Raw genomic sequence first — 23,881 nt, forward strand, 5'->3', positions numbered from 1 at the left:
ACACCGCGGTGACCCGGCCGGTGGTACTCGATCACGACACGCTCACCTGCTCCGCGTCCCGCACTTGCCTTCCGGCTAGGCTCGCCCGTCGTGGAAAAGCGACAGCTCGGCCGGTCGGGACTGCGGGTCTCGCGGATGGCCCTCGGGACCATGACGTGGGGTGGCGACACCGACTCGGAGGAGGCGGCCAGCCAGCTGGTCGCGTTCGTCGACGCCGGGGGCACCCTGGTCGACACCGCCGACATCTACGGCGAGGGCGAAAGCGAACGCGTCCTCGGCGCACTGCTCGGCGACCTCGTCCCCCGTGACGACATCGTGCTCGCCACCAAGGCCGTCGCGCGCCGGACCGACGGCCCGTTCGGCGGCGGGGCCTCGCGCGGCGCCCTGCTGAGCGCGCTCGAGGGTTCGCTGCGCCGCCTCGGCACCGATCACATCGACCTGTGGCAGCTGCACGCCTGGGACACCACCGTGCCGGTCGACGAGACCCTCGCCGCCCTCGACTACGCCGTGACCAGCGGCAAGGCCCGCTACGTCGGCGTCTCCAACTATTCCGGCTGGCAGCTGGCGACGGCCGCGGCCCGCAGTTCCGCGGTCGCCCCGCTGGTCTCGACGCAGGTCGAGTACTCGCTGCTGGAGCGCGGGGTGGACCGCGAGGTCGTCCCCGCCGCGGAGCACCACGGCATCGGGCTCCTGCCCTGGGCGCCGCTCGGCCGGGGTGTGCTCACCGGCAAGTACCGCACCGGGACGCCCGCCGATTCGCGCGGCGCTTCGAGTGTTTTCGCGGGTTATGTCGAACATCACCGGACCGATCGTGCGGCCAGGATCGTGCAGGCGGTCGCGACCGCGGCCGACGGGCTGGGCACCTCGCCGCTGGCCGTCGCGCTGGCGTGGGTCCGTGACCGGCCCGGAGTGGTCGCGCCCGTGGTCGGAGCCCGTGACACCGGTCAGCTGACCGGATCGCTCACGGCCGAGGAGATCACGCTCCCGCCCGCCATCCGATCGGCGCTCGACGACGTCAGCGCGATCGAGGTCGGGTACCCCGAACGCGGCCTCTGAGCCGTTCCGTGTTCCTGGTGAACCCGCGTCCGCGATCGACGTCGACAGGGCGCTCGCTGGTCAGACAGCTCACGTCGAGCGGACAGGGCGCCCTGCCACCGCGATAGCGGGGCCTTCGGCCTATGCGGGCTCACGCCACGTATGGTCGTTTTCCGGGTACGACTCAGCTCCGCCGGCCGTTCCGATTACTGGATTAGGTGACTGTTAGGTGACACAGACGTGACGCGGTGGGGTTCCTGGGGGATGCTGGACAGGTCCGTTCGACGAGTAGCAGGTGGAGGCACCAAGGTGGGTCGGCTGTCCGCCGTTTCCCGGATCGCGCTCCCGCTCGCCGGTGCCCTGGTGCTCTCGTCCTGCGGTACGGACGACACCCCGAACGACACGCTCCAGATCGTGCAGAACCCCGTCGCGGTGACGGCGGCCGTCTCCCCCGCGGTGACGGTCAAGCCCGCCGGTTCCGTGTTCGCGGGGCCCGGGGTGAAAGCGCTGGCCACCGACGAGGTGAGCAAGACGCTGATCGTCGCCGTCTCGGAGCCGCCCTCGCTGCGCATCTACGATCTCGCCGCCCTGGACGCCCCGAAGACGACCGTGGCCTTGCCCGGCCCCGCTGAGCGTCTCACTGTCTCCGGTGAGCAGGTGCTCGCCAGCGTCCCGGGCAAGAGCCTCCTGGCGAAGGTCTCGCTGCCCGGCGGCGTGTTGGAGACGGTCCCGGTCGCGGGGCAGCCGTCGGCCGGGCTCGCCGACGGCGACGCGACGCTGGTCTCGGTCCGCGACCGCAAGGTCGTCGAGGTGCTGTCGAAGAACGCGGGCCCGAAGACCATCTCCGGCCAGATCTACAGCGCCGACGACGTGCTGAACACCGGTGACGGCGTCGTCGTCCTCGACAAACTGCGCACCGCCCTGTTCTCCGTCGACCTCGCCGAGGGCAAGATCGGCGAGGGCCTTCGCGCAGGCGACGGTGCGGCCAACGCGGTCACCGACGATCTCGGGCGGGTCTTCGTCACCGACGCGCGAGCGGGCGCGCTGCTGGCGTTCTCCACGACACCGCTCCTGCTGCGCCAGCGTTACCCCGTCCCCGGCGGGGCGTACGGCATCGCCTACGACCGCAGCCGGGGTCTCGCCTGGGTCACCCTCACCGAGCGCAACGAGGTCGTCGGCTTCGACGTCCGCGGCGGAGAGCCGATCGAGAAGTACCGGTTCCCCACCCTGCGGCAGCCAGATTCGGTCACCGTCGACGAGCAGGGCGGCCGTGTGGTCGTCGGCTCGGCCATCGGAGAAGGGATCCAGGTGATCACGCCATGACAGTCGTTGACGAGGCGGTGGTCGAAGGGGATTGGGAGTACCGGCGGCTGCAGTTGCCTCCCGGCGTTTCCCGGCGGGCGGCGGCGACGCAGCTGTCGATCCACGCCGAGTTCGCCGGCTGGGAACTCTCGACCGTCCGGCTCTACTCCGATGGGACCCGGAGGGTGTGGTTGCGCCGCAAGCGCACCGCCACTCCCCTGCCCGGCCTGATCACCTGAAGACCCGGCCGAGCCAGTCCGCCCAGAGCTCGTCCTGTTTCGCGGGGTCGACGTCGCCGAACAGGTGATGCATCGCGACCATCGGCCCCTGGAAACCGCGGACGAAGCGCAGGAGCGCGTCCGCCGTCCGGATCCCGACGGTCTGCTCGTTCGCCAGGTAGACCTCGCCATCCACAGTGGACACCGATCCCGTGCTCAGCCGCACCCGGTCGCCCGTGTCCGGCCGCCCGGCGAGCCCCAGCTCGCGGCCCAACGCCAGCCAAGCGCGGTCCCAGTCTTCGATCACGGGCCCGAACATCGTCACCGGCACCGCCTGCCTGCCCGCGAAACCGTTGAGATACTCCACCAGGGTGCGGAGGAATAGCTCGCCACCGGCGCGCATCGCCTCGAACTCGTCTTCCCAGTCGTCGCCGGGCAGGAAGCCGCTCGTCACGGTCCGCAGCACGGTGCTGCCGCCGGAGCGGGCCTCGATCAGGAACTCGTAGGCGACGAATCGCCCGTCTTGCTCGGGTTCCGCGCCGTAGACGAGCCTTTCCAGCGGATCCCACGACGTGATCGCGGACGTGGGTTCGTAGCCGCCGAACGCGGTCTTCACCGTGCCGCCGACGCCTCCGTCGACCTCGTTGCGCCCCATGAACCACGACGTGATCCCCGGCCCGGTCGCGATGGCGTCCCAGACCTGTTCCGGTGTCGCGTCGACCTCGACGCGGTCGGCGATTTCGAATTCGTGCCCCACTCAGCGCTCCTCGGTCCCGGTTTTGACGCTCGGATGGACGGCGACGACGATCCGGTGATCGCGGCCCTGTTCGGCGCCTTCGTCGTGGTATTTGCTCACCAGGTTCGTGATCGCGACCGTGAGTTCTTCGGCGAACGCGGCCCTGTCGCCCGCGGACGAGAACCGCACCTCGCCGTCGATCGCGAAGGTCGCGACCCGCTTGCGCGCCTTCGTGGACCCGGTGATCAGCATGCCGACGTCGCGCACCAGCCTGCCGGCCACCGCGAGCAGCCAGCGTGCGGACAGCCGGTCCGGTGACTCGGCCGGGTCTGGCTGGACCGCGGACAACGCGGTCGGCGAGATCACGTAGGACGCCGCCGTCGCCCGCATCATGCGTTCGTTGACGTTGCCCTTGCGCCGCTCTTCGACGAGCTCGACCAGACCGTGCTTTTCCAGCGCGCGCAGGTGGTAGTTCACCTTCTGCCGCGGCAGATCCACCCGCGCCGCCAGCATCGTGGCCGACGCGGGCTCCGCGAGCTCGGACAGCAGCCGGGCCCGGACCGGGTCCAGCGACACTTCGGCCGCTTCCGCGTCCTCGATCACCGCTACGGAGAACATGGCAAGAAGGTGCCACCGAAAAGAGAAATTGTCAAGGAAGTCAGTCTTGTCGGCGGGCCCGGTTCGCCAGGGCGAGCAGACGGGGCACCACCTGCGGGGCGGCCTCCAGCGGGACGACGTGCCCGACGCCGGGCAGCACCACGGACGTCCCGTTCTCCACCGCGCCCGCCAGTTCTTCGACGTCGGCGGCGGGCACCAGTTTGTCGCGCTCCCCCACGATCGCGGTCACCGGCACCGCGCCGACCTGCGACAACGCCGATTCCCGCGTGTAGGCGTCCAGTGCCGGGCGGAACGCGGACACCGTCTGGGGCCAGTTGCCGCGGATCATCCGGACGGTCAGTTCGACGTCGCCGGGTGCCGGGTCGTCCCCGAAGAGCCACCATCGCAGCCCGGCGGTGACCGCCTTGCTGGTGTGCTCCCGCACCAGGCCGATCAGCTTCGTCCCGAAGACCATCTCCAGGTCCCTGCCGAGTTTCCCGAGCGCGTTCGGCCAGATCGCGTCCGGGGTGACACCGCCCGCGGACATGGCGAGCAGCCCGATCCCCGCGACCCTGGTCTCGAAGACGTCCGGGTGGCGCTGGGCGAGCGAAAGGATGGCGAGCCCGCCCATGTCATGGCCGACCAGGACGACCCGGCCGTCGGGGATCACCTTCTCCAGGACTTCGGCCAGATCGTCGGCGAGATGCCCCATGGTCGCCGACGCGGCGCGGACCTCACCGGATTCGCCGTGCCCGCGCTGGTCGTAGGCCAGCACCGCGATCGGTTCCTCGGCGGCTTCGGCCAGGACCGGCGCGATGGCGCGCCAGCTCCGCCTGTCGAGGGCGTATCCGTGGAGGAGCACCACGGTCACCGGCGCCGACGAGTCACCCCAGCGGTCGAAATGCAGGGGTGTCCCGTCGGCTGCCAGCAGACCGGGCATCAGGCTGAGCGGAGGAAGCGATCGAGCACCCGTACACCGAACTTCAGCGCGTCGACCGGGACACGCTCGTCGACGCCGTGGAAAAGCGCCGAGAAATCGAGGTCCGCGGGCAGTTGCAGCGGGGCGAACCCGAAGTTGCGGATCCCGAGTGACTGGAACGATTTCGCGTCCGTGCCGCCGGAGAGCATGTACGGAAGCGTGCGGGCGCCCGGGTCCTCGGCGAGGACCGCGGCCGTCATCGCGTCGACGAGAGCGCCGTCGAAGGTCGTCTCGACCGGCGGCAGCTCCATCCACTCCTTCTCGATGTCCGGACCGAGGATCTCCTCGAGCTCGGCGTTGAAGGCTTCGAGACGGCCGGGGAGGATCCGGCAGTCGACCGAGGCTTCCGCGACCGAGGGGATGACGTTCGACTTGTAGCCCGCGGTGAGCATCGTCGGGTTCGCCGTGTCGCGCAGGGTCGCGCCGATCATCCGGGAGATGTTGCCGAGTTTGGCGACGGAACCCTCGATGTCGTCCTCGGGGAAGTCCCAGCCGGTGATCTCGGTGACGCCGTCCAGGAACTCGCGGACGGAGTCGGTCATGACCAGGGGGAAGCGGTGGTTGCCGAGCCTGGCGACGGCCTCGGACAGCTTGGTGACGGCGTTGTCGCGGTGGATCATCGAGCCGTGGCCAGCGGTGCCCCGCACCCGTAGTTTCATCCAGCGGATGCCCTTTTCCGCCGTCTCGATGAGATACGCGCGGACGTTGTCCTTCAGCGTGATCGAGAAGCCGCCGACCTCGCTGATGGCCTCGGTGACGCCCTCGAACAGCTCCGGCCGGTTCTCCACCAGCCACTGCGCGCCGTACTTGCCGCCCGCCTCCTCGTCCGCGAGGAACGCGAAGACCAGGTCGCGCGGCGGCACGATGCCGTTGATCTTGTAGTGGCGGGCCAGCGCGAGCGTCATCGCGCACATGTCCTTCATGTCGACCGCGCCGCGACCCCAGACGTAGTCGTCCTGGATCGCACCGGAGAACGGGTGAACAGACCACTCGGAAGCGTCAGCGGGAACGGCGTCGAGGTGACCGTGGATCAGGAGCGCACCCCGCGACGGGTCGGCACCCGGCAGCCGGACGATCACGTTGTGGCGGTTCTTGCCACCGGACTCGACGTAGGTGATCTCGTAGCCCGCGTCGGTGAGCTTCTCGGCGACGTACTCCGCCGCGGCGCGTTCACCGACGAGTGTGTCGGGATCACCCGTGTTGGTGGTGTCGATGCGGATCAGTTCACTGGTGAGGGTGACTGCCTCTTCGGCGGCGGCTTCGATCAGATTCGGTTCGGTCACCAGGCATTCCTACCATTGGTGGAGCCCACCGACCCGATGCCACCGCGTGGTGGACAGCGTGTGAAGACCCACTCCCCCACGCGGCGCCGTGTCGGCGCAGGCGCACGCTCGAAGCCCCGTCCGGCGAACAACGCGCTTCGGCGAGACCAGGGTGCAGGGCGTACTGCGGGTAGAGGAACGCATACCGCTCACGCTCCTCCTGACACACCGTGAACAGCTCTTCGAGAGTGCCAGGACGGAGCGTGCTTCCTGCGGTCGGTGGCGGCCTCTCCCCCGTTACCCCGAAGCGGTAAGCGGCGCTAAGGGTGACGTATGGCATGTGCTTGGCGAGGCGCCTGCCTGGCCACGGTCGTCGCTCCCCGCGGCCGGGCCAGAACGACCGGCCGCCGGGAAACGGCGAAATTCGGGTTGTGGTCAGACGGTGGGCGCGGTGCCGGCTGTCGTCGCCCCGGTGCGGATGGTGTGACTCTCCGGGGCGGCGTTGACCGCGCCGAGGTTCCAGGGCAGCGTGATCCGCGGGTCACTGGTGTCGCCGCGCGGACTGGTTTCCTGGGGCGCGGTGACCGTGATCGCCAGCGGTGTCTGCTGCTGGGGTGAGCCGATCGCGGTCCAATGCAGCGGGATGTAGGCCGAGGAGCCGTCGCTGATTTCCACCGACGGAGCGTCCGGTGCGGCGTCCGAGGACAGCATCACGTCGTGGGCGCCGACGAGGTCGATGGGCAGCGCTCCGGGCAGCGTGCAGGTCTCGCCCGACCTCGCGGTGAACTGGATGGCGGCGTCCCGTCCCCCTGCGCCCGCTCCGCCGTAGACGAGCCGGCTGGTGACCTGGCCCGACGTGCAGTGGAAGTCGGTGGGCATCGCGCCGGCGGTCCCGGCGGTCAGGACGGTGGCCCCGGCCGCCGCTCCGGCGACGAGCAGGACCGCGGCGCTCCGGCGGACATTCGTGCGAGTGGTCATCGATCTTCCCCTTCTGCCGTACTCCGGGACGGACGGTCCGGTCCCGGCGGCGACCGGTGGCGTCATGCCGACCAAGATCGCTCTCGCCACTGAAGTGCCCATCCCGCGGCCCCGACATGCGACAACGTGAGATTGATCAGTCAGAAGCAACTTGAATACGACTTACGCGTCTCGTCGACCAAGGGTGCGCTCTCATACCGGGAGTTCCGTACCGACTCCGCGCCCCTGCGTGATCCGGCCCGCAGCTCGAGGCACGGGCAGTTTCAGCCGCACGGTCAGGGGGTAACCGGGAACGCAGTTGCTTGTACAGGGAGATCCTTGAGCACGGCCAGCGAGGAGAAGGTGATGACGCAGAGTCCGAACTCGATGGGGCAATCGGTGAGCACCAGCGTGACTGGCGTACGCGAACTCGCCGCGGAGGCGGGAAAGGCCGGTGCCGAAGCGGTCGCCGACGTTGCCAGTATCGCCGAGCGGAAGTTCTCCGAGGCAGCTGACGAAGTCACCAAGACGACCCGCCGGGCACGTCGGGATTTTGTCAGGCAAACACGGAAAACCCGCAAGGAAATCCGGGAGAACTCGTCTGCCGTGCGCGATGAGACACTCACGAGGATGGCCGGGTTGCGCGAGCCTGGACGCAGGGCGACAAAAGCGGCGGTGCTCGCCGCGAAATCAACCCGCGAGCCTGGGCGGCGGGGCAAGAGGCGGCGAGCCGCCGCGAAGGCAAACCTGGGCGAAGCCCTGGCCGAGGCCAAGAGCGTGGCACGAGGTGAAGGTCTCCCGAGGTCCCGCCCCCGCTGGCCATGGATCGTGGTTCTCGGAGTCGTGGCCGCGGGCGCGACCTACATCCTTCGCACGAAGAAGAAGCCGTCCACAGTGGAGTTCCATGACGAGCCACATACGATAAAGACAGCCGAAGACACCCCGGCATCATCCGAGGCCGTGGAGAACGGACGCACGGCACCGGAACCGACGGCAGCGGGGCCGAAGAACTGACAGAGATCCCTGTTACGGGCGGGCCCGGGTAGCGTGCCCGAATGAAATTCCAAGACTCAGTGCCGCTCGACGACTATGCAGTCGTCGAGCGGCACTGGAGTTCGACAGGCCGCGCTACGGTTTCGTTCCCGTCCACTGAAGCCAATCGCCCTGCGGATTCAGCATGACCGCTCTCCCGATGTTGATCGCATGCATGACCGAATCAATAAGGAGTTTGTAGCGACTAGGGGCACCTTCGTAATGAGGGCTGTTTTCAAAGTCGCTGGGCTTGAAGTTGACACCGATGGTCCGGCCGATCCAGTTGTTGTGAAGGTCCATCAACTCGAGCCAGTACTTGCCATGGTTATCCGACGTGGCCTCGTGGGCGTCGGTGAACTCCTTCGCCCTCGTCGGGCCGAAATATACCGTCAGCAGAGCGCTCCAGTACACGTGCTGGAAGGCATTACCGATTGTCCCGTCCGCTGTTCCATACTTTCCGTCTTCGTTCGCAATGCGACCGAAAAGTATGGCGGCCGTAGTTTGAGCCTCACTCTTGAGCTCACGAAACTTGATCTTTTCCCAGGGCTTGAGCTTTCCGATCAAATCACTTTCCGCTTGAGTCACCGGAAATATGAAATATTTCGTCTTCGCACCCGCGTTGTCGGACGGGAGTTGCGAGAACTGGCTCCTCACCCTCGCCATCTCGTCGTCGTCGAGCACCCCCACCCCGGGGGTGCGCTCGGTAGGGCTTTTGCCGGTGGGGTCAGTGAGCTTGACAGGATTGTTGTGGGCATAGGTGTGGGTGGCAAGGTTACGGGGGTTGTCGACGCCACCAGCGAGGTTTGAATCGAGGTAGTCAGGCAGTGCTGGATCCGCGCTCGCCCATAGTTGCGTTCTCGGATTGTAGTAGCGAGCACCGTGGTAGTAGAGGCCAGTCTCTTCGTCGAGTTCCTTGCCGGTGAACTTGTACGGCGTACCGCTTTGCCCTGCCCTCTCTTCCACCCAAGTTTCGCCGAAGGGCATGTACTCGAGGTGTTCGGTGACGTTGCCCTGCTTGTCGGTGACGTAGCCGGACGAGCCGAGGTGGTCGGCGTGGAAGTAGGACTGGACGTTTTCGGGCCCGGCGGCGGCGACGGTCTTGGTGGTGAGGCGGCTGTCGCCGATGAAGATGTGTTTGAAGCCGACGCCGTCACGTTCGCTGTAGCCGGGGTTGGGGTAGAGGGATTGGCCGTCGCCTTGTTTGATGACGCGCTCTCCGGCCGCGTCGTAGGTGTAGCCGACGGTCGCCGCCTGGCAGCCTGCCGGGGTTTGAGGGACCGTCGCCGTCACGGTGTCCTGGTTGCAGGCGAGCCGGTTCTCCTCGTCCCACACGTACTGGCGTCGTTTCCCCTCGGCTTCGGCGTTCACCGTGTCGGTGAGGTTTCCGCTCGCGTCGTAGACCTGGGTGATCGGGCCGACCTTGCTCGGCGCGTGGGGTTTTCCGCTGCCGTAGTCGTACTTGTAGTCGTAGCTGGTCTTGTCCTGTACCCCGGCAGGGTTGGCCGGATCCTCGACCGGCTCGATCGGTCCGACCGACAGCGGGCCCAGTGACGCCGGGCTCCCCCCGCCGCCGCGGTTCAGGGAAGCCACTTGGGCGGACGAGGTCGAGGTGCCGGTGATCTCGTGGTGCTGGGTCTTGGTGGTCGTGTTGTGGATGGAGTCGTAACCCAACGCCAGGGTGTATCTGTCCTGCTGGTTGTTCTTGGTCGTGTACTGGCCGCTGGCGGAGGTGAGCTGGTAGAGGTCGTCGTAGCCGAAGGTCTGGCTGCTCGGGCCACCGATCGTCGGGTTCTGTGCCGTGTTGTTGGTCAGCTTCGTGATGTTGCCGGTGTTGTCGTAGGTGTAGCCGAGGTTCTGGAACTCGGTGGCACCCGGCGTCTTCGACTTCAGGGTGGCGAGCCTGCGGTCGGCCTGGTCGTAGGTGTAGGTCGTGCGCACCCCGTTTCCGGCCTGCTGCAGCACCTTCTGGCCGAACTTGTCATAGTCCAGGCGACCGAGGTAGATGTAGTCGGTTCCGTTCTTGGACCCGGTGGCGCGGGTGACCTGGCCGCCTGCGTCGTAGTCGTAGCGGAGGACTTCGGAGTCCGGATAGGTCATCTGCAGGACACGGTTGAAGGCGTCGAAGCGCCATCCGGTGGTGTAGCCGCGGTCCGCCTGCCCGGCGATCTTGATGGTGCGGGTCTCCCGAGTGGTCTCGCCCAACGGGCCGTAACCGCGGGTGAGCGTCCCGGCCGCGTCGCGGATCTCGGTGATCCGCCCGGCGGCGTTGTCCGGTGCACCGGGTTCGCCGTGGAGGTAAGTGACGTTGTTGGCCGGGAAGGTCGGATAACGGACCGCCTTGAGGCGGCTGTGGTCGTAGTCGTACTCCACCTGTTTGCCGCTTGCGGTGATCTTCGCCGTCGGGTTGCCCGCCAGGTCGAAGCGGGTCTCGGTGCGGCCCGCATCGGGGCTGTCGAGCACAGTGCGGCGGCCGAGGGTGTCGTATTCGGACCGGGTGGTGTTGTTCTTGTCGTCCACCACGGTGGTGATCTGCCCGAGCGCGTCGTGGTCGTAGCTGGTCCAGATCACCGGCTGCCCACCGGCAGGGTTGAACTCCTTGACCGCGGTGGTCTTCTCCCGCAGGTCTGTGTAGCTGCGCTTCTGTTTGCCGTTGCCGTCGGTCGCGATGGTTTCGAACCGGGCGACACCGGCGCGGTCGGGGCCGAATCCGTAGGCCATGGTGGTCGTGACGTCGTCCGGCTCGACCGCCTTGACCGTCCGGTCGAGCACGTCGAACGAGGTTCTGGTGGGGGCGACGGTGTCGAAGGCGGCATTGAACGTGGTGTTGCCGTCGCCCTTGGGCTCGGTCACCGGGTGGTACTGCTCCACCACGCGGCCGACGAAATCGAACTTGGTGCGACCGGAGACGGTCATGACCTGGTCAGGGGTGTCACCGGGTTTGTTCGCGACCGACGCGTCCTTTTTCGTCTGCAGGACGCGTTTGAGACCGTCGGTGAAGGTGACGGTGTCGATGGTGTCCTCCCGGACACCAGTGGCGTCACGGTCGAGGTGACGCGTGGTGGCGTACGGGACGGTGGCTTCGGGGTGATAGTCGAAGTCGATCGTGGCCTTGCCCGAACCGATCTCGTACGGCCCGGTGACCGTGTCCAGCCGACCCACGCTGTCGTAGGAGCGCAGCACCTGCTGGCCGTTCTGGTCGGTGGTGCGATCCGGTTGCCCGTACTTGAGGTTGTGCGTCGCGCCCGACCGCAGCCCGAAGCTGTCCACAATAGACTCGATGTGGACGCCGACGACGGTGTCGTAGCCGTACTCCAGCCGGTATCGCTGACCGGTCTTGCTTGCCGGTTTGGTGACCGCTTTCAGATTCCCGTCCGGGAAATACTCCAGGTCGGTATCGGCCGAGATGGTGTCGGTGAGGTACGCGCGGACCTGCCGCACCGCACCGGTCACGCAGTCCACTGTGGATTCGCTGTGCCGCGACACGGCGCCGCCGTTGGTGCCGCGCTGTTTGTGCGAGGTGGCGGTACCGACGAGGTTGCGCGTCCGGCAGTCCGGGTCGGACGCGGTGTAGCCGTAGGTGGTCTCCACATCGTCGGCGGCGCCCTCGTCGGCGGCGTCGAACGAGCGGATCAGGTTGCCGAAGTCGTCATACGACATTTCTGTGTAGGTGGACTTGCCAGGCTTCTCCGCGCCTTCGTAGAAGCGTTTGTCCACTCGGGACAGACCCACGAACACGCTGCCCGGTGCGGTGTCGCGAAGCTGGTAGGTGTTGACGGTTTCGGTGAACGGCCGTCCCGCACCGTCGGTGCTGAGGGTGCGAGCGAGCAGTCCTCGGGTATACGGGCCGTCGGTGCGGTATTCATCGGTGGTCGAGCGATAGAGCGCCTCGGCAGTACCGGGGTCGCGCTGTTCGGTGACGACCTTGCCGAAACCGTGGAACTCGCGCTCGAGCCGATCGTACTTCCCCTGCTCGTAGCGATAGGTGGCGAGCTGGGTGTCGGCGCCATCGCCGCGATGACCGTCGGACACGCTGGTGCGGGACAGCACCCAGTGGGACTCGGGCATCGCCTGAGTGTTACCGGTACGGGTGTAGTCCAGATCGATCTTCCCGCCCAACGGCCGCGTCACCGTGCGGAGCAGGTTCGTACGGCCGGTTTTGTTGACCGCGACCAGCAGCTCGTTGTCCCGGGTGGATTTGACGTGGTCGGCGAGGCCGTCACCGTTGATGTCACGCAGGCCGATCTCGGCGCGGCCGATGCCGGTGGAGGCGTTGACGCCGGGGTTGAACACGAAAGTGCCGATCGGGGTGGGGACAGGGAACGTGAAGTAGACGCCCGCACCGAGGGTGGCGTTCTTGTCCACGGCGAGGTCGGAGAAGCTGCCGCGGAATGTGGTGGGCGCGGTGAAGCCGGTGCCGGTGTTGATGGCGACCTTGATCGGGTTGGCACCGTCGGTGAAGACGCGGTCGGTGAGGCCGTCGCCGTTGACGTCGAGCATGCTCGCGTTGGTGAAGGAAGTGCTCAGTTCGGCGGACAGTCCCCCGGCGAAGCCGTAGTTGTCGACGTTGAAACCGAGGTTGACGCCGAGGTTTCGGGTGGAGGCGTCGTTGATCGGTCCCGCTGACCAGGGTTCCCTGGCGGCGAAGCTGTAGCCGAGGTTGAGTTGTGCGTCGCCGTTGGCGAAGACCTTGTCGGGTAGACCGTCGCCGTTGATGTCGACGAGGTCGACGCGGGTGTCGGACTCGCCGCCGCCGAGGCTGCCGCCGATCCCGAGTGCCGGTTGGACCGAGCCGGAGGTGGCGGTGTTGTTGCTGCTTCCGGCCTCCGGAGCGGCCAGGCCCAATGCGCTGGCAAGGGTGGCCGACTCGCTGCCGGAAGAGTAGGACACGTTGCCGGACAAGGTGTCGGACTCGCGGACATTGCCGCCGAGTGTGCCGCGTCTGGCGCCCAGCCCGCCGTTGGTATCGGTGAACTGGATCTCCTTGGCGCCGACGACATCGGGAAAACGGTCACCGTTGAGGTCGACATAGTCGACGGAACCCGCGGTGATCCCACCGACGACCGTGCCCCCGAACGGACCGGCGGACAGCGTGCCGGATACCTGACCGGTCACGCCGCGACGCATCACGGTGCGGTCGCCTGCGACATCGGCGTCGGTGACCACGTCGATGGTGTCCGCGCCGAGCCGCGAACTGGTCGCCATGGTGGCGGTGAACCAGGACGACTCGTCCTGCGCGGCCCAGCCGCCTTTGGCCGGGTTCGGGGCGAAGATCGCCAGCCGGGGCATGGTGATCCGGGGGTTCGCGGCGAACCCTGGGATGTCGGCTTCCTTCGGTTCCCGGGGAAGGGCGTTTTTGAAGCTCTCGTCGATCGCGAGCTCGGCCTGCTTGATGGGCTGGGTGGCGCGATCGCGGTTGGCCTGGTAGCCGATCACACCCCAGCCGCGATAGGGCTGCGGGAACGCACCCTGCTGAGCGGAGCCGTGCGCCGCGCTCGGCGCCGGGCTGAACGTCGGCCATGGAGACGAGAGATCGTAGGTGACCTTCGCGGACTGTTCGGCGACCAGCCCGAACAGGTAGGAATCCGTTGTGGAGTGGTCGAAATACAGCTCGTCGCCTTGGGTGACCGGGACGACCACGTCCAGGTCCTGGCCGGGCGAGCCGTACTGCCCGTTGACGATGTCGACGACCCGCTTGCCCAGCAGCTGCCCGCCGCGTTTCTTGACGGTGAACGCGATCTTGGTCGCCCCGGGAAAGCCGAAGTTGAGTTTCACGTTCGGCCGGACCCGCAGCTTGCCGGTCTTGGTCACCTTGTAGGTCTGCTGCGGTGCCGCGAGGGTGTCGGCGGGGTACATGTCCACGTCGAACGGCGGGCTGATCACCAGGGACGGCTGCCCCTTGTCGTCGACCAGCGACTCCACCCCCGGCGCCTCCGTGTAGTGCGCTTTCGGTACCCAGGACACCGCGGAAACGTCGATCGCGGAGTCGGTCTTGATATGCCATGACATCTTCTCGAACTGGCTGACCGGGAGGCTCATGTCGATCTTGGTGGTCCCGGTCGACGCGGCGGGCAAGACCTTGCGGAACACCTCCGCCGGCGCGTGCACCCCGTTGCCCTTCGTGATCACCACGGTCACGTCATCCGAGGTGACCTTGCTCTTGACCACGTCGCCGGTCAGCTGAAGCTTGCCGCTCACCGGCACCATCACCTGTGACGAGCGGCCGCCGAGCGTGAAGTCCGCCGACGCACGGAACACGGTGTTCGCCAACCCGTTCACGTCCGTACCGGCCGCCAGGTCGGTGTAGGCGATCGTCGGGTCCCACGCCACCGTGTCGTACTTTCCGTCCAGAATGGACTGTGTGCGGAAGTAGAGCGCGTCGCCCTTCTTCACCGCGATCGCCGACACGTTGGCCGGGGTGAACTCGGTGTGGTCGTCCGGGCCGATTCGTTGCGCCCAGAGTTCGGTGTCCTTGGCCTGGATGGTGACCCGCACCCCGTCGGCTTTGGTGTACGCGGCGCGCGCGGGCGAGGGGTCCACGGTCAGTTGCACCCGGCCGTCGACGCGGACGGTTCCGTCGAACGGCGCGACCCAGCGGCGCACCGAGTCCAGCAGCGGCGAGTTGTCGACCTGCTGGTTGAACTGGGCGGTCTGGTCACCGACGATCTCGCCGGTCACCGCGCCACCGCCGACCGGCACCGGGGTGCGGGCGGAATCCGCGCTGTAGGCGGGCTGCCCGTTGGCGTCCAGGTAGCCGAACAACACGCCACCGTTGTCGACCAGGTCGGTGATGCCGTCACCGTTGACGTCGCTGAAGAACCGATCCGACGTGGTCGTGGTCCCCACGAAATCCAGCTGCGCGGCGATAGCGGCGACGAACGCCTCGACGCCGATCGTGCCCGACAACGTCCGCTCGGTCGAGATCCCCGGGAGGTCGCGCAACCTGACCGGCGGGTCGCCGAACTTCGGTTCACCCCCAGGGGTGCTCAGATTGGGGCGGTAGTACACGTCGTTGTTCTTGCGGAAAACCTTGTCCGGCAGGTTGTCGCCGTTCACGTCCACGAGCGCCGACAGGCCGTCGGACTGGCCGGCGTTGAACCCGACCTTCAGCCCGACGCCGCCCTGCTTGACCGGCAGACCCTGCACGTTGTAGCCGGCGAACAAGTGCGCACCGAACCCGACGGAGGTGTTCGCCGAGATCGCACTCGCCTCGCCTTCACGGATGTTCACGCCCAGATCGTCATCCGGGACCGACCAGCCGGCGGCGTCGGCGAACCCGGTGTAGTTGCCCGCCTGGTCACGCACCTCGTCGAAATAGTCGAACGAGTGGGTGTTGAACAGCTTGTCGTCCTCACCGAACTGCGACACCGACGCCAGCAACGTTTTCGCGAACGCGCCTGCCCGGTAGTTCAGCTCGTAGGCCCGGATCAGCTGGTCGTCCAGTTTGACCTCGACCCGCCGCAGCAGGTCCGCGGTCACCTTCTTGAACCCGCCGCGAGCGTCGATCTGCACGTCGCCGCGGCGCGGCTCACCCCTGTCCCGGTCGCGAAAGAACGTCACCGAGTATTTGCCCTCGGTCGCACCGTGGCCGGTGTAGGTGATCCGCCGCGGATACAGGTTGCTCCCCGGCACCGTCGACTTCGCGGTGCCGCCGTCTTCCACCCGGGCGTAGTGGTAACGCATGACATTGTCGTTGGTGTCACGGACCTCGCGCGCCGCCCAGGTCGCCACCTGGCCCGAGGCATCGGTCAACGTGGTGTTCTCCGCACCGCCGAACACCGTGCGAGTTCCCGACTTGTCAGTGACCTCCCACCAGTAGTTCGCGGGCTTGTCCCCATGGCGCACGATCCGATCGAACCGGCTCTCCACCCTCGCGTGGAACACCTTTTCCGCCGTCCGGGCCTGCGGCGCACCTCGATGGGCCACCGGCGACAACTGCTCACCAGCCAGCACATAGGTCTCGGTCTCCAGCCCGGCGTCAAAGCGCGGCACCCCCCAACGGGTGTCCACCGAAATGGACGGCATGGAGACGTCCCACCCGACGCCCAGCCAGCCGTTCGCACCCCCGGAGCTGTACGACACCGCCAGTTTCGGCTCCAGGCCGGCTCTCCCCTTCGGTACCTCCAGCGGGTACGACATACGGGCGTCGCCCATGGAATTCGCCGTCGGTGGCCCGATCAGGTTCACCCCGGCTCCCGGATCGGCCGCCTTGATGTCCTTGATCTGATTCGGGTCGAACGCCGTTCCCTCCGGATGCTCGGGAGCCGTCACCGCCCCACCCTCACCCGAAACCCGAACCGAAGCGGGCGGGCCCGCACTCGGGACGGCCATCGCCACCAACGCCAGGAACAACACCATCACCACGGCCCTGTGACGATGACGAACAGGACGAGCCCACGCGAAGGCAGACATGCCCTCGACCCCCTCTGGATCAATGGATTCGGTGACGAAGAAATTGGTTCGAATAGCCGAAAAGAATTAGTGCGTTCGGTCGAACTCCCTGCCGGGCACAACCCCGGCAAAAAGATGAGACGTCGATCCCCGGTGACGCTATCGGCGGGTCATTAAATTTCGATGAAATGCCCGTACTTGTGCGATGTGCCCTACCTAGGGAGCGCTGGGCCGGTGCCCGGAACCTGCCATGAGCCTGCAAGGTCGGGCTTCTACGTTCAGTTCTGGCTGCCTCACGCGGCCACGGACTCTCTCCTGGCCAAGGCGGCCGCGAAGGAGAGCTTCGACCTCATCATGGATTTGGCCGCACCGCTCCCGATCACGGTGATCAGTGACCTGCTCGGGATCCCGGACACCGACCGGTCGGCCTTCACCGAGTACGGCACTTTGATCGGCGAAGGCCTCAGCGGTGTGCACTCGGTCCGTCAAGCCGAACGGCTGATCGCAGTCGGCGAGGACCTGGTCACGATGTTCGACCGGCTGCTTCACGAGCGGACGGCGGTTCCCGGCGATGATGTGATCAGCGATCTCGCGGTCGCCGCCGGGCAGGAAAGGATGACCGCGCGGGAGCTGCACGGCACCGCGTTGCTGTTGCTGATCGCCGGGTTCGAGACGACGGTCAACCTGATCGGCAACGGCGTGCGGGCGCTGTTGGATCACCCAGGACAGTGGGATCTACTGTGCTCCGATCCGGGCTTCGCCACCGCCGCGGTGGAAGAAGTACTCCGCTACGACCCTCCGGTGCAGGCTTCTCTGAGGATCGCGCACACCGAGGTGGAGCTGGCCGGGCGAACGATCAGACCGGGCGGGTTCGTCGCAGTGCTCCTGGCCGCGGCCAACCGCGATCCAGAGGTGTACGAAAGGCCGGGCGACTTCGACATCACCCGCTCCGGTGGACCGGACCATCTGGCGTTCTCCAGCGGAATTCACTACTGCCTCGGCGCCAGGCTGGCACGCGTCGAAGGCGAAATCGTCTTTCGCACCCTGGCAGAACGAATGCCGCTCCTCCGTCAGGCAGGCCCGCTGCGACGCCGGGAGGGCAGCTCCATCCGAGGCCTGAGCCAGTTCCCGGTGACGTTCTGAGGAGATCGCGACGACGCTATTTCCGCTCGTCTCCGGCGATGCTGAGGAACCTGGCGATCGAAGGCGACCGGCTCCCCGTGCGCCAGAGCGCCAGGGTCCGGTACGGCGTCACGTCACCGACCGGCCGGTAGACGACGTCCGGGCGGACGTTCACCGCGGCCAGCGAGGCAGGCACCAAGGCAACGGCCTGCCCGAGGGAGACCACGTCCAGCAGCTGGGCGGTGTCGCGCACGACCGGCCCGTCGGACCGGCGATCGGGGTGGCCCAGCCAGTGGCCGCGCTCGACGACCCGCGAATCCGCCCATCTCGGGGCGGGTTCGGTGATCAGATCGGCGACGCTGAGCGCATCGCGACCGGCGAGCTCGTGATCGGCTGCGAGCGCGGCGACGCGCGGTTCGGTTGTCAGGAGTTCGGTATCGAGCCCGTCGCCGTCCACGCAGGCGGCGATCGCCAGATCGGCGCGCCCGTCACGGACCAGCTCGGCCTGTTCACCGAACCCGCTCACCACCACGCGGATCTCCGCCGCTGCCGGATCCTCCCGGAAGCGTTCGCGAACGCGATGCAGCAGCCGGGTGGCCACTCCGGGTTTGGCGGTCACCACGAGCACGTTCCCGCCCTGCCGCGTCCGGCGAACGGCGACGTCCAGGGCGGCGAAGACCTTGGCCGACTCGGCGAAAAGGGTCTCCCCGGCGGATGTCAGCGCCAACCGGCGCCCGGTGCGGTCGAACAGTTCCACGCCGATCCGGCGTTCGAGCCCGCGGATGGCCCGCGACAACGGCGGTTGCGCGATACCGAGCCGCTCGGCCGCGCGGGTGATGTTCAGGTCTTCGGCGACGGCGCGGAAGTAGCGCAGTTCGCGGATCTCCGGATCCGGCATACCGCCAGGGTATGGCCAGCACACCGGATCGGTGCTTCCTTCCGGGCACGAGGTCGGCTGGAGTGGGCGGTATGCACCCCCACGAAGTCGCACTCGTCACCGGCGGCGGCAAAGGCATCGGCAAGGAAATCGTCCGGCGACTGGCCGCGCGCGGGCTCACCGTCTACCTCGGCGCGCGGGATCCGGACCGGGGCGTCACGACCGGACCGGGCGTCCGGCCCATCCGGCTCGACGTCACCGATGAAGCGTCCGTGGCGGCGGCGGTCGAGACGATCGAGGCCGAGACCGGCAGGCTGGACGTCCTGGTCAACAACGCCGGCATCACCAGCGACTGGGGTCTGCGCACCACCGACTTCACCGCCGCGCACCTGCGCGAAGTGTACGCGGTCAACGTTTTCGGTGTCGTCACGATGATCTCGGCCTGTGTGCCCTTGCTCCGACGCTCCCCCAATCCACGCGTGGTCAACCTCTCGAGCGGGCTCGCCTCCCTAACCTTGCTGAGCGACCCGGAGATTTCCCTACCCACCGAAGGATTCCTCGCCTACAGCTCGTCCAAGGCCGCACTCAACGCCTTGACCCTGCTGTACGCCGAAACCCTCCGTGCCGACGGCATCAAGGTCAACGCCGTCAGCCCCGGCATGGTGCCGACCGATCAGAACGCCGGGGCCCCTTTCCCGCGCGGGCACCGCACCGTGGCCGAGGGCGCGGCCGTTCCGGTCCTGCTCGCGACGATCCCCGCGGACGGCCCGACCGGCGTCTTCCGCGGACCGGATTCGCTCGAGGACGTCATCCCCTGGTGATCCGGTGGGCGTTCGGGACCCGGAACGGCCGGTCGCGGAAATAGCGGACTGTCGCGTCCGCGGGTAGTCGCCCCTTCGAGAAATTTCGTGCTGTCCCACCAGCCGTCCTTCGCCTCACCCTTCGTTGGTATGCCGATTCAGTACCAATGGGGGGTGCCGGATACTTTACAGGGCACTACGGTCGGGTGTTGATCGATCTGACACCACTGAATCCCGTCCCATGCTGGACTCCCCTTTCGCTTCAGGAGGCCGAAAAATCATGTGGATCCGACGTATGTCCATGATCGCCGCCGCCCTCTTTGCCGGGTCGCTCTTCGCCGGGCCCGCGGCTGTGGCCGAATCACCGGCCGGGCCGCCGATCGAACCTTTCATCATCGGCGGCAAGGTCGTCACCACTCCTTACTCGTTCTTCGCGTCGCTGCAACGCAATGGCCGTCATTTCTGTGGGGCGTCACTGATCGCCCCGCAGTGGCTCGTCACGGCGAAGCACTGCGTCCAGGGCTCCACTGGTGGCGGCTTCTCCGCACGGATCGGCTCGGTCAACACCGGATTCGGCGGAGAGCTCATCACCGCGGCGAGCGCGACCCTCGGCGCGAACGACATCGCCGTGGTGAAGCTCTCGAGAGCAGCCACTTCCGCGCCGATCAAGATCGCGGCGTCCAGCCCGGCCGTCGGCACCGTCAACAAGCTGATCGGACACGGCCAGACGTGCGGCACCCCCGGTTGCAGTGGCTCCTCGCCACAGCTTCGCGAGGTGGACACCACTACCGTCGCGGACTCGAGGTGTACCGCCGATTTCAAGCGAGGCAAGGAGATCTGCTTCCAGGGCGCACCTGGAACCAGCGCCTGCTACGGCGATTCCGGTGGACCGTCCATTTTGAACGGTGAACTGACCGGCGCCACCAGCCGATCCGGCAACAACAGCAGCAACTGCCTCAACGGTCCCGGAATCTACAACAGTGTTCCCGGCTACCGGGCCTGGATCAACCAGGTCACGGGCGGTGCGGTGACCGCCTGGGAGGCGACGTCGTCTCGATAATCCTCCGCTTGAGCCTTCACCTCAGGTATTCCGCGGACACCTAGCCCTGCGGCGCCAGTGCGCCTTGGCCACCAAGGCCTCGGCGCACTGGCGCCTGCCCGGATCGCGGCATGGAGGACGCCTGACAACGTGCCGGTGATCACCACGCCCAGGAACAGGTTCCCGGCGGCCGTCGCGAATCTGGCGCCCCGATCGGCGTCGATGCCCAACGGGATGATCACGGTGATCGCCGTGAGGAGCAGCATGATCGACACGAAGAAGGACCTCGCGCGCGGTGTCCCGATCAAGAGGACATGCAGCAGCCCGGTCGCGGCCATCGCGGCGCTCACCGAAGCACTGTTCCTGCGGGACTACGGTGGCGGGTCAGAGCAGTCGTGAGAGCGTCGGCTAGCCGTCGTCATCGAGGAGCCTGGCGAGGACCCGTTCGAGTGCCAGGCCGATGGCATCGAGCTCGGCGTCGGTGAGCGCGCCACGGCCGGGTTCGAGCCGCTACCGGTACGCCCTTTCTGCCGTACGGACGGGTTCCGTGGCCTGCGTGGCGTAGTGGGCGGTGACGATCGCGCCGGACATCGCCAGGATCAGGCCCGCGACCGTGAAGGTGGTGAAGCCGTCGCGGACGCGGTCGTCGAGGAAGACCAAGCCGATGACCGAGGACAACGCCGTGTTCGTGGTGAACATGATCGCGTTGACCGCCGTCGCGCCGCCCTTCTGCAAGGCCAGGGCGAACGCGACCGCGGCGGCGAGACCGTTCAGGATCATCGCCCACACAGCCGGTTCCGCCAGGATGGCCCAGCCCGATGACGGCAGCTCGAGGGTGCGTGCCGAGACACCGACCACGCTGAAGCCGACGCCTGTCGCGAAGCCGAGCACCTGCGCGGCCCAAGGGCGGTCGAATCGCCGGAAGTACCAAGCGATCGCCCCCACGACCAAGGCCATCGCGGGCAGCACCCAGCGCCAGGCCGACGGGAGCACCTTGGCCGGGCCCGGCTGCGCCGACAGGCCCAGCAAGACCAGACCGACCGCCCCCACTCCCAGCGCGGCCCAGCCCTGCGCGGCCAGGCGGGTGCCCATGAACGCGGAGATCGTGGCCGTCACGCCGACGCTGAACGCCAGCACCGACTGGACGAGGAACAGCGGCAGCCGCTGCAACGCGGCCGCCGCGCAGGCGAAACCGACCAGGTCGACGCCGATGCCCAGGAAGTAGATCCATTGGCGCCGCACGTGCACCAGGTCCAGCGCGCTGCCACCGTAAGCGCCCGCGCGGCGGACACCGATCGACTCCAGCACCGAGCCGCTACCCGAGGCCAGCGCCGCCAGCAGCGCGAGGATGTATCCGACGATCACTCCCGCAGTCTGTCAGCCATGCCCCGGCGCGCTGACCAGCACCAGTCTTACCGGATCGGGTGATCATCGAAATGCGCCGTCCCCCGCGCCTGTCTTACGTTGGCTTCCTGACGTGAGGGAGACTCGATGACCACGACCGCCGAGGTCAGCAGGCCGGACGTCACCCCACCGGTACTGAGCCGCAAGCGCCGGAACGCGGTGTTCGGAGCGGTCGTACTCGGCATGTTGCTCGCCGCGCTGGATCAGACGATCGTCGGCACGGCGCTGCCGACGATCGTCGGAGATCTGGGCGGGGCGGGGCACCTGTCCTGGGTGATCACCTCCTACCTGCTCGCCGAGACGATCATGACCGTCGTCGTCGGGAAGCTCGGTGACCTGTTCGGCCGCAAACTCATGTTCCAGCTGTCGGTGATCGTGTTCACCGTGGGCTCGTTCTTCTGCGGGTTCGCCGACGACATGATCTGGCTCATCGTGGCCCGCGCGGTACAGGGCCTCGGGGCGGGCGGTCTGATGGTCACCGCGACCGCGCTCGTGGCCGACGTCGTGCCCTTGCGTGAGCGGGGCAAGTACCAGGGCGTGCTCGGTTCGGTCTTCGGCGTCGTCACGGTGCTCGGCCCGATGCTGGGCGGGCTGTTCGTGGACCACCTGTCGTGGCGGTGGGCCTTCTACGTCAACGTCCCGATCGCGGTCGTCGTGTTGATCGTGGCGGCGAGCACGATGCCGAAGGTGAAAGCGGCGGCGAAGCCGGTGATCGACTATCTGGGGATCCTGCTGATCGGGCTCGCCGCGACCGGGCTGACACTGGTCACCAGCTGGGGCGGCACGCAGTACGCGTGGGATTCGCCGACGATCATCGGGATGTCGATCGGCTCCGTGATCTTGCTCGTACTGTTCGTCTTCGCGGAGAAGCGCGCGAAAGAACCGACTCTCCCGATGAGGCTGTTCCGAAACCCCGTTTTCACCGTTTCGGCGATTCTGAGCTTCGTCGTCGGCTTCGCGATGCTCGGTGCCCTTTCGTACTTGCCGACCTATCTGCAGTACGTCCACGGCATCTCGGCGACCAGTTCGGGGGTGCGGATGCTGCCGATGGTGGTCGCGCTGCTGGTGGCGGGCGTCTTCGCGGGCAACATCGTCGGCAAGACGGGGCGGTACAAGATCTTCCCGATCGCCGGCGGGGTCGGGCTGACACTCGGCCTGTACCTGCTCTCGCGGCTGACCCCGTCGAGCGGGTTCTGGGAGATGTCCCTCTACTTCGCCGCGCTCGGCCTGGGGATCGGCTTGAGCATGCAGGTCTTGGTCATCGTCGTGCAGAACACCGCGGACTACCGTGACCTCGGCGTGGCGACCTCCGGTGTGACCTTCCTCCGGTCCTTGGGTTCTTCTTTCGGAGCGGCCATCTTCGGCACGATCTACGCCAATCAGCTGGCGCCGAACCTGGCCGCTGCGGGGGCGGGACATCCGCTGCCGCCCGGGATCGACCCCAAGGCCGTTCAGGTCCCGAACGCGCTGCACGCTTTGCCGGATTCCGTGTCCGCGCCGTATGTGCAGGCGTACAGCGATTCCTTGCACACCGTGTTCCTGTACGCCGCGCCGGCCGGACTCGTGGCGCTGGTGCTGGCGTTCTTCCTGAAGGAGGTTCCGCTGCGGGACACCTCACGAGCGGCCGCGCCGGACCTCGGCGAGGGTTTCGCGATGCCGGAATCGGGCAACGGCGACCAGGACCTCGAGCGCGCCGTCGGCCGCTTGCTCGCCCGCGAGGGGAAGGCGGCGTCCAGCGGTGTCCTCGCGAAGTCCGGCTGTGAACTCGACAACGGCGGGCTGTGGTGCCTGGGGCAGGTCCGGCTGCGGGAACGGCGGGACAAACCGACGTCCCTGCTGGTGATCGGCGACCGCTACGGCATCCCGCCCGAGGTGTTCGAAGCAGCCTTCGCGCGGCTCGAGTTCACCGGGCACCTGGCCTTCCGGTCCGGCGAATGGGTCACCACGGAGGCCGGACGCGCCGAACTCGACAAGCTCATCCGGGCGTGGAAGAACTGGCTGGCCGAGCGACTCCGGGATTGGGGTCTGGAAGGACACGACGAACTCGACGCGGCGCTCGGCCGGGTCGCGAACCGGATCCTGGACCAGGCGGCCGAGGACCGGCCCAGCGGGAAGCACGCGGCGGCCGTCTGA

The 23,881-nt window shown here is 67.4% G+C and carries 17 protein-coding genes; 9 read left to right on the plus strand and 8 right to left on the minus strand.

Annotated features, from left to right (window positions below; all coding sequences use genetic code 11):
• Nucleotides 1-90: 90 nt before the first annotated feature.
• The 3 genes from HDA45_RS00550 (at nucleotide 91) to HDA45_RS00560 (ending at nucleotide 2,576) form a co-directional block, all read left to right on the plus strand.
• Nucleotides 91-1,056 (plus strand): aldo/keto reductase, encoded by a 966-nt coding sequence (locus HDA45_RS00550; RefSeq protein ID WP_184891334.1) that lies wholly within the window; start codon nucleotides 91-93, stop codon nucleotides 1,054-1,056.
• A 288-nt stretch (nucleotides 1,057-1,344) separates the two neighbouring features.
• The gene (locus tag HDA45_RS00555) at nucleotides 1,345-2,358 is read left to right on the plus strand and encodes a YncE family protein (RefSeq protein ID WP_184891335.1); all 1,014 of its coding nucleotides are present in this window, start codon (nucleotides 1,345-1,347) and stop codon (nucleotides 2,356-2,358) included.
• Nucleotides 2,355-2,576, plus strand: coding sequence for a DUF5703 family protein (locus HDA45_RS00560; protein WP_016334446.1), 222 nt, complete (start codon nucleotides 2,355-2,357; stop codon nucleotides 2,574-2,576). The genes HDA45_RS00555 and HDA45_RS00560 overlap by 4 nt, the downstream gene beginning before the upstream one ends.
• Here the strand turns inward: HDA45_RS00560 and HDA45_RS00565 are convergent.
• The 5 genes from HDA45_RS00565 to HDA45_RS00585 all read right to left on the minus strand — a co-directional run bounded on the left by HDA45_RS00565 (nucleotide 2,569) and on the right by HDA45_RS00585 (nucleotide 7,107).
• Nucleotides 2,569-3,312 (minus strand): SRPBCC domain-containing protein, encoded by a 744-nt coding sequence (locus tag HDA45_RS00565; protein WP_184891336.1) that lies wholly within the window; start codon nucleotides 3,310-3,312, stop codon nucleotides 2,569-2,571. The genes HDA45_RS00560 and HDA45_RS00565 overlap by 8 nt on opposite strands.
• Nucleotides 3,313-3,909, minus strand: a complete 597-nt coding sequence (locus HDA45_RS00570; RefSeq protein WP_184891337.1) for a winged helix-turn-helix domain-containing protein — start codon at nucleotides 3,907-3,909, stop codon at nucleotides 3,313-3,315. It lies immediately after the preceding gene.
• A 40-nt stretch (nucleotides 3,910-3,949) separates the two neighbouring features.
• The gene (locus HDA45_RS00575; protein ID WP_184891338.1) at nucleotides 3,950-4,828 is read right to left on the minus strand and encodes an alpha/beta fold hydrolase; all 879 of its coding nucleotides are present in this window, start codon (nucleotides 4,826-4,828) and stop codon (nucleotides 3,950-3,952) included.
• Nucleotides 4,828-6,150, minus strand: coding sequence for a M20/M25/M40 family metallo-hydrolase (locus tag HDA45_RS00580; RefSeq protein ID WP_184891339.1), 1,323 nt, complete (start codon nucleotides 6,148-6,150; stop codon nucleotides 4,828-4,830). The genes HDA45_RS00575 and HDA45_RS00580 overlap by 1 nt, the downstream gene beginning before the upstream one ends.
• Before the next feature lie 414 nt (nucleotides 6,151-6,564).
• Nucleotides 6,565-7,107: a DUF4232 domain-containing protein gene (locus HDA45_RS00585; RefSeq protein ID WP_184891340.1), complete on the minus strand. Its 543-nt coding sequence runs from the start codon at nucleotides 7,105-7,107 to the stop codon at nucleotides 6,565-6,567.
• A gap of 318 nt (nucleotides 7,108-7,425) precedes the next feature.
• Between HDA45_RS00585 and HDA45_RS00590 the strand changes: the two genes are divergently transcribed.
• Nucleotides 7,426-8,100, plus strand: coding sequence for a hypothetical protein (locus HDA45_RS00590; protein ID WP_184891341.1), 675 nt, complete (start codon nucleotides 7,426-7,428; stop codon nucleotides 8,098-8,100).
• Between the two features lie 114 nt (nucleotides 8,101-8,214).
• On the opposite strand, the gene HDA45_RS00595 is transcribed toward HDA45_RS00590, so the two are convergent.
• Nucleotides 8,215-16,386, minus strand: a complete 8,172-nt coding sequence (locus HDA45_RS00595; RefSeq protein ID WP_343071953.1) for a SpvB/TcaC N-terminal domain-containing protein — start codon at nucleotides 16,384-16,386, stop codon at nucleotides 8,215-8,217.
• A gap of 354 nt (nucleotides 16,387-16,740) precedes the next feature.
• Here HDA45_RS00595 and HDA45_RS42970 point away from each other — a divergent pair, with 354 nt between their 5' ends.
• Nucleotides 16,741-17,649 (plus strand): cytochrome P450, encoded by a 909-nt coding sequence (locus tag HDA45_RS42970; protein ID WP_184891342.1) that lies wholly within the window; start codon nucleotides 16,741-16,743, stop codon nucleotides 17,647-17,649.
• Between the two features lie 16 nt (nucleotides 17,650-17,665).
• On the opposite strand, the gene HDA45_RS00605 is transcribed toward HDA45_RS42970, so the two are convergent.
• Nucleotides 17,666-18,526: a LysR family transcriptional regulator gene (locus tag HDA45_RS00605; RefSeq protein WP_184891343.1), complete on the minus strand. Its 861-nt coding sequence runs from the start codon at nucleotides 18,524-18,526 to the stop codon at nucleotides 17,666-17,668.
• Nucleotides 18,527-18,597: 71 nt separating this feature from the next.
• Between HDA45_RS00605 and HDA45_RS00610 the strand changes: the two genes are divergently transcribed.
• The 3 genes from HDA45_RS00610 (at nucleotide 18,598) to HDA45_RS00620 (ending at nucleotide 20,743) form a co-directional block, all read left to right on the plus strand.
• Complete coding sequence (locus HDA45_RS00610; protein WP_184891344.1) at nucleotides 18,598-19,326, plus strand: SDR family NAD(P)-dependent oxidoreductase; 729 nt, start codon at nucleotides 18,598-18,600, stop codon at nucleotides 19,324-19,326.
• 259 nt (nucleotides 19,327-19,585) lie between these two features.
• A complete protein-coding gene (locus HDA45_RS00615) occupies nucleotides 19,586-20,365 on the plus strand; it encodes a S1 family peptidase (RefSeq protein WP_246480575.1) in 780 nt (259 codons plus the stop codon).
• Nucleotides 20,366-20,494: 129 nt separating this feature from the next.
• Complete coding sequence (locus HDA45_RS00620) at nucleotides 20,495-20,743, plus strand: hypothetical protein (protein ID WP_184891345.1); 249 nt, start codon at nucleotides 20,495-20,497, stop codon at nucleotides 20,741-20,743.
• A gap of 111 nt (nucleotides 20,744-20,854) precedes the next feature.
• On the opposite strand, the gene HDA45_RS00625 is transcribed toward HDA45_RS00620, so the two are convergent.
• Entirely contained in the window at nucleotides 20,855-21,709 is an 855-nt protein-coding gene (locus HDA45_RS00625) for a DMT family protein (RefSeq protein ID WP_184891346.1), read from the minus strand.
• Nucleotides 21,710-21,835: 126 nt separating this feature from the next.
• Between HDA45_RS00625 and HDA45_RS00630 the strand changes: the two genes are divergently transcribed.
• Nucleotides 21,836-23,881 carry an MDR family MFS transporter gene (locus HDA45_RS00630; protein ID WP_184891347.1) on the plus strand — a complete coding sequence of 682 codons (2,046 nt, stop codon included), beginning with the start codon at nucleotides 21,836-21,838 and terminating at the stop codon, nucleotides 23,879-23,881.

Origin of the sequence: Amycolatopsis umgeniensis, from assembly GCF_014205155.1 — a bacterium.
Classification (GTDB): Bacteria; Actinomycetota; Actinomycetes; order Mycobacteriales; family Pseudonocardiaceae; genus Amycolatopsis; species Amycolatopsis umgeniensis.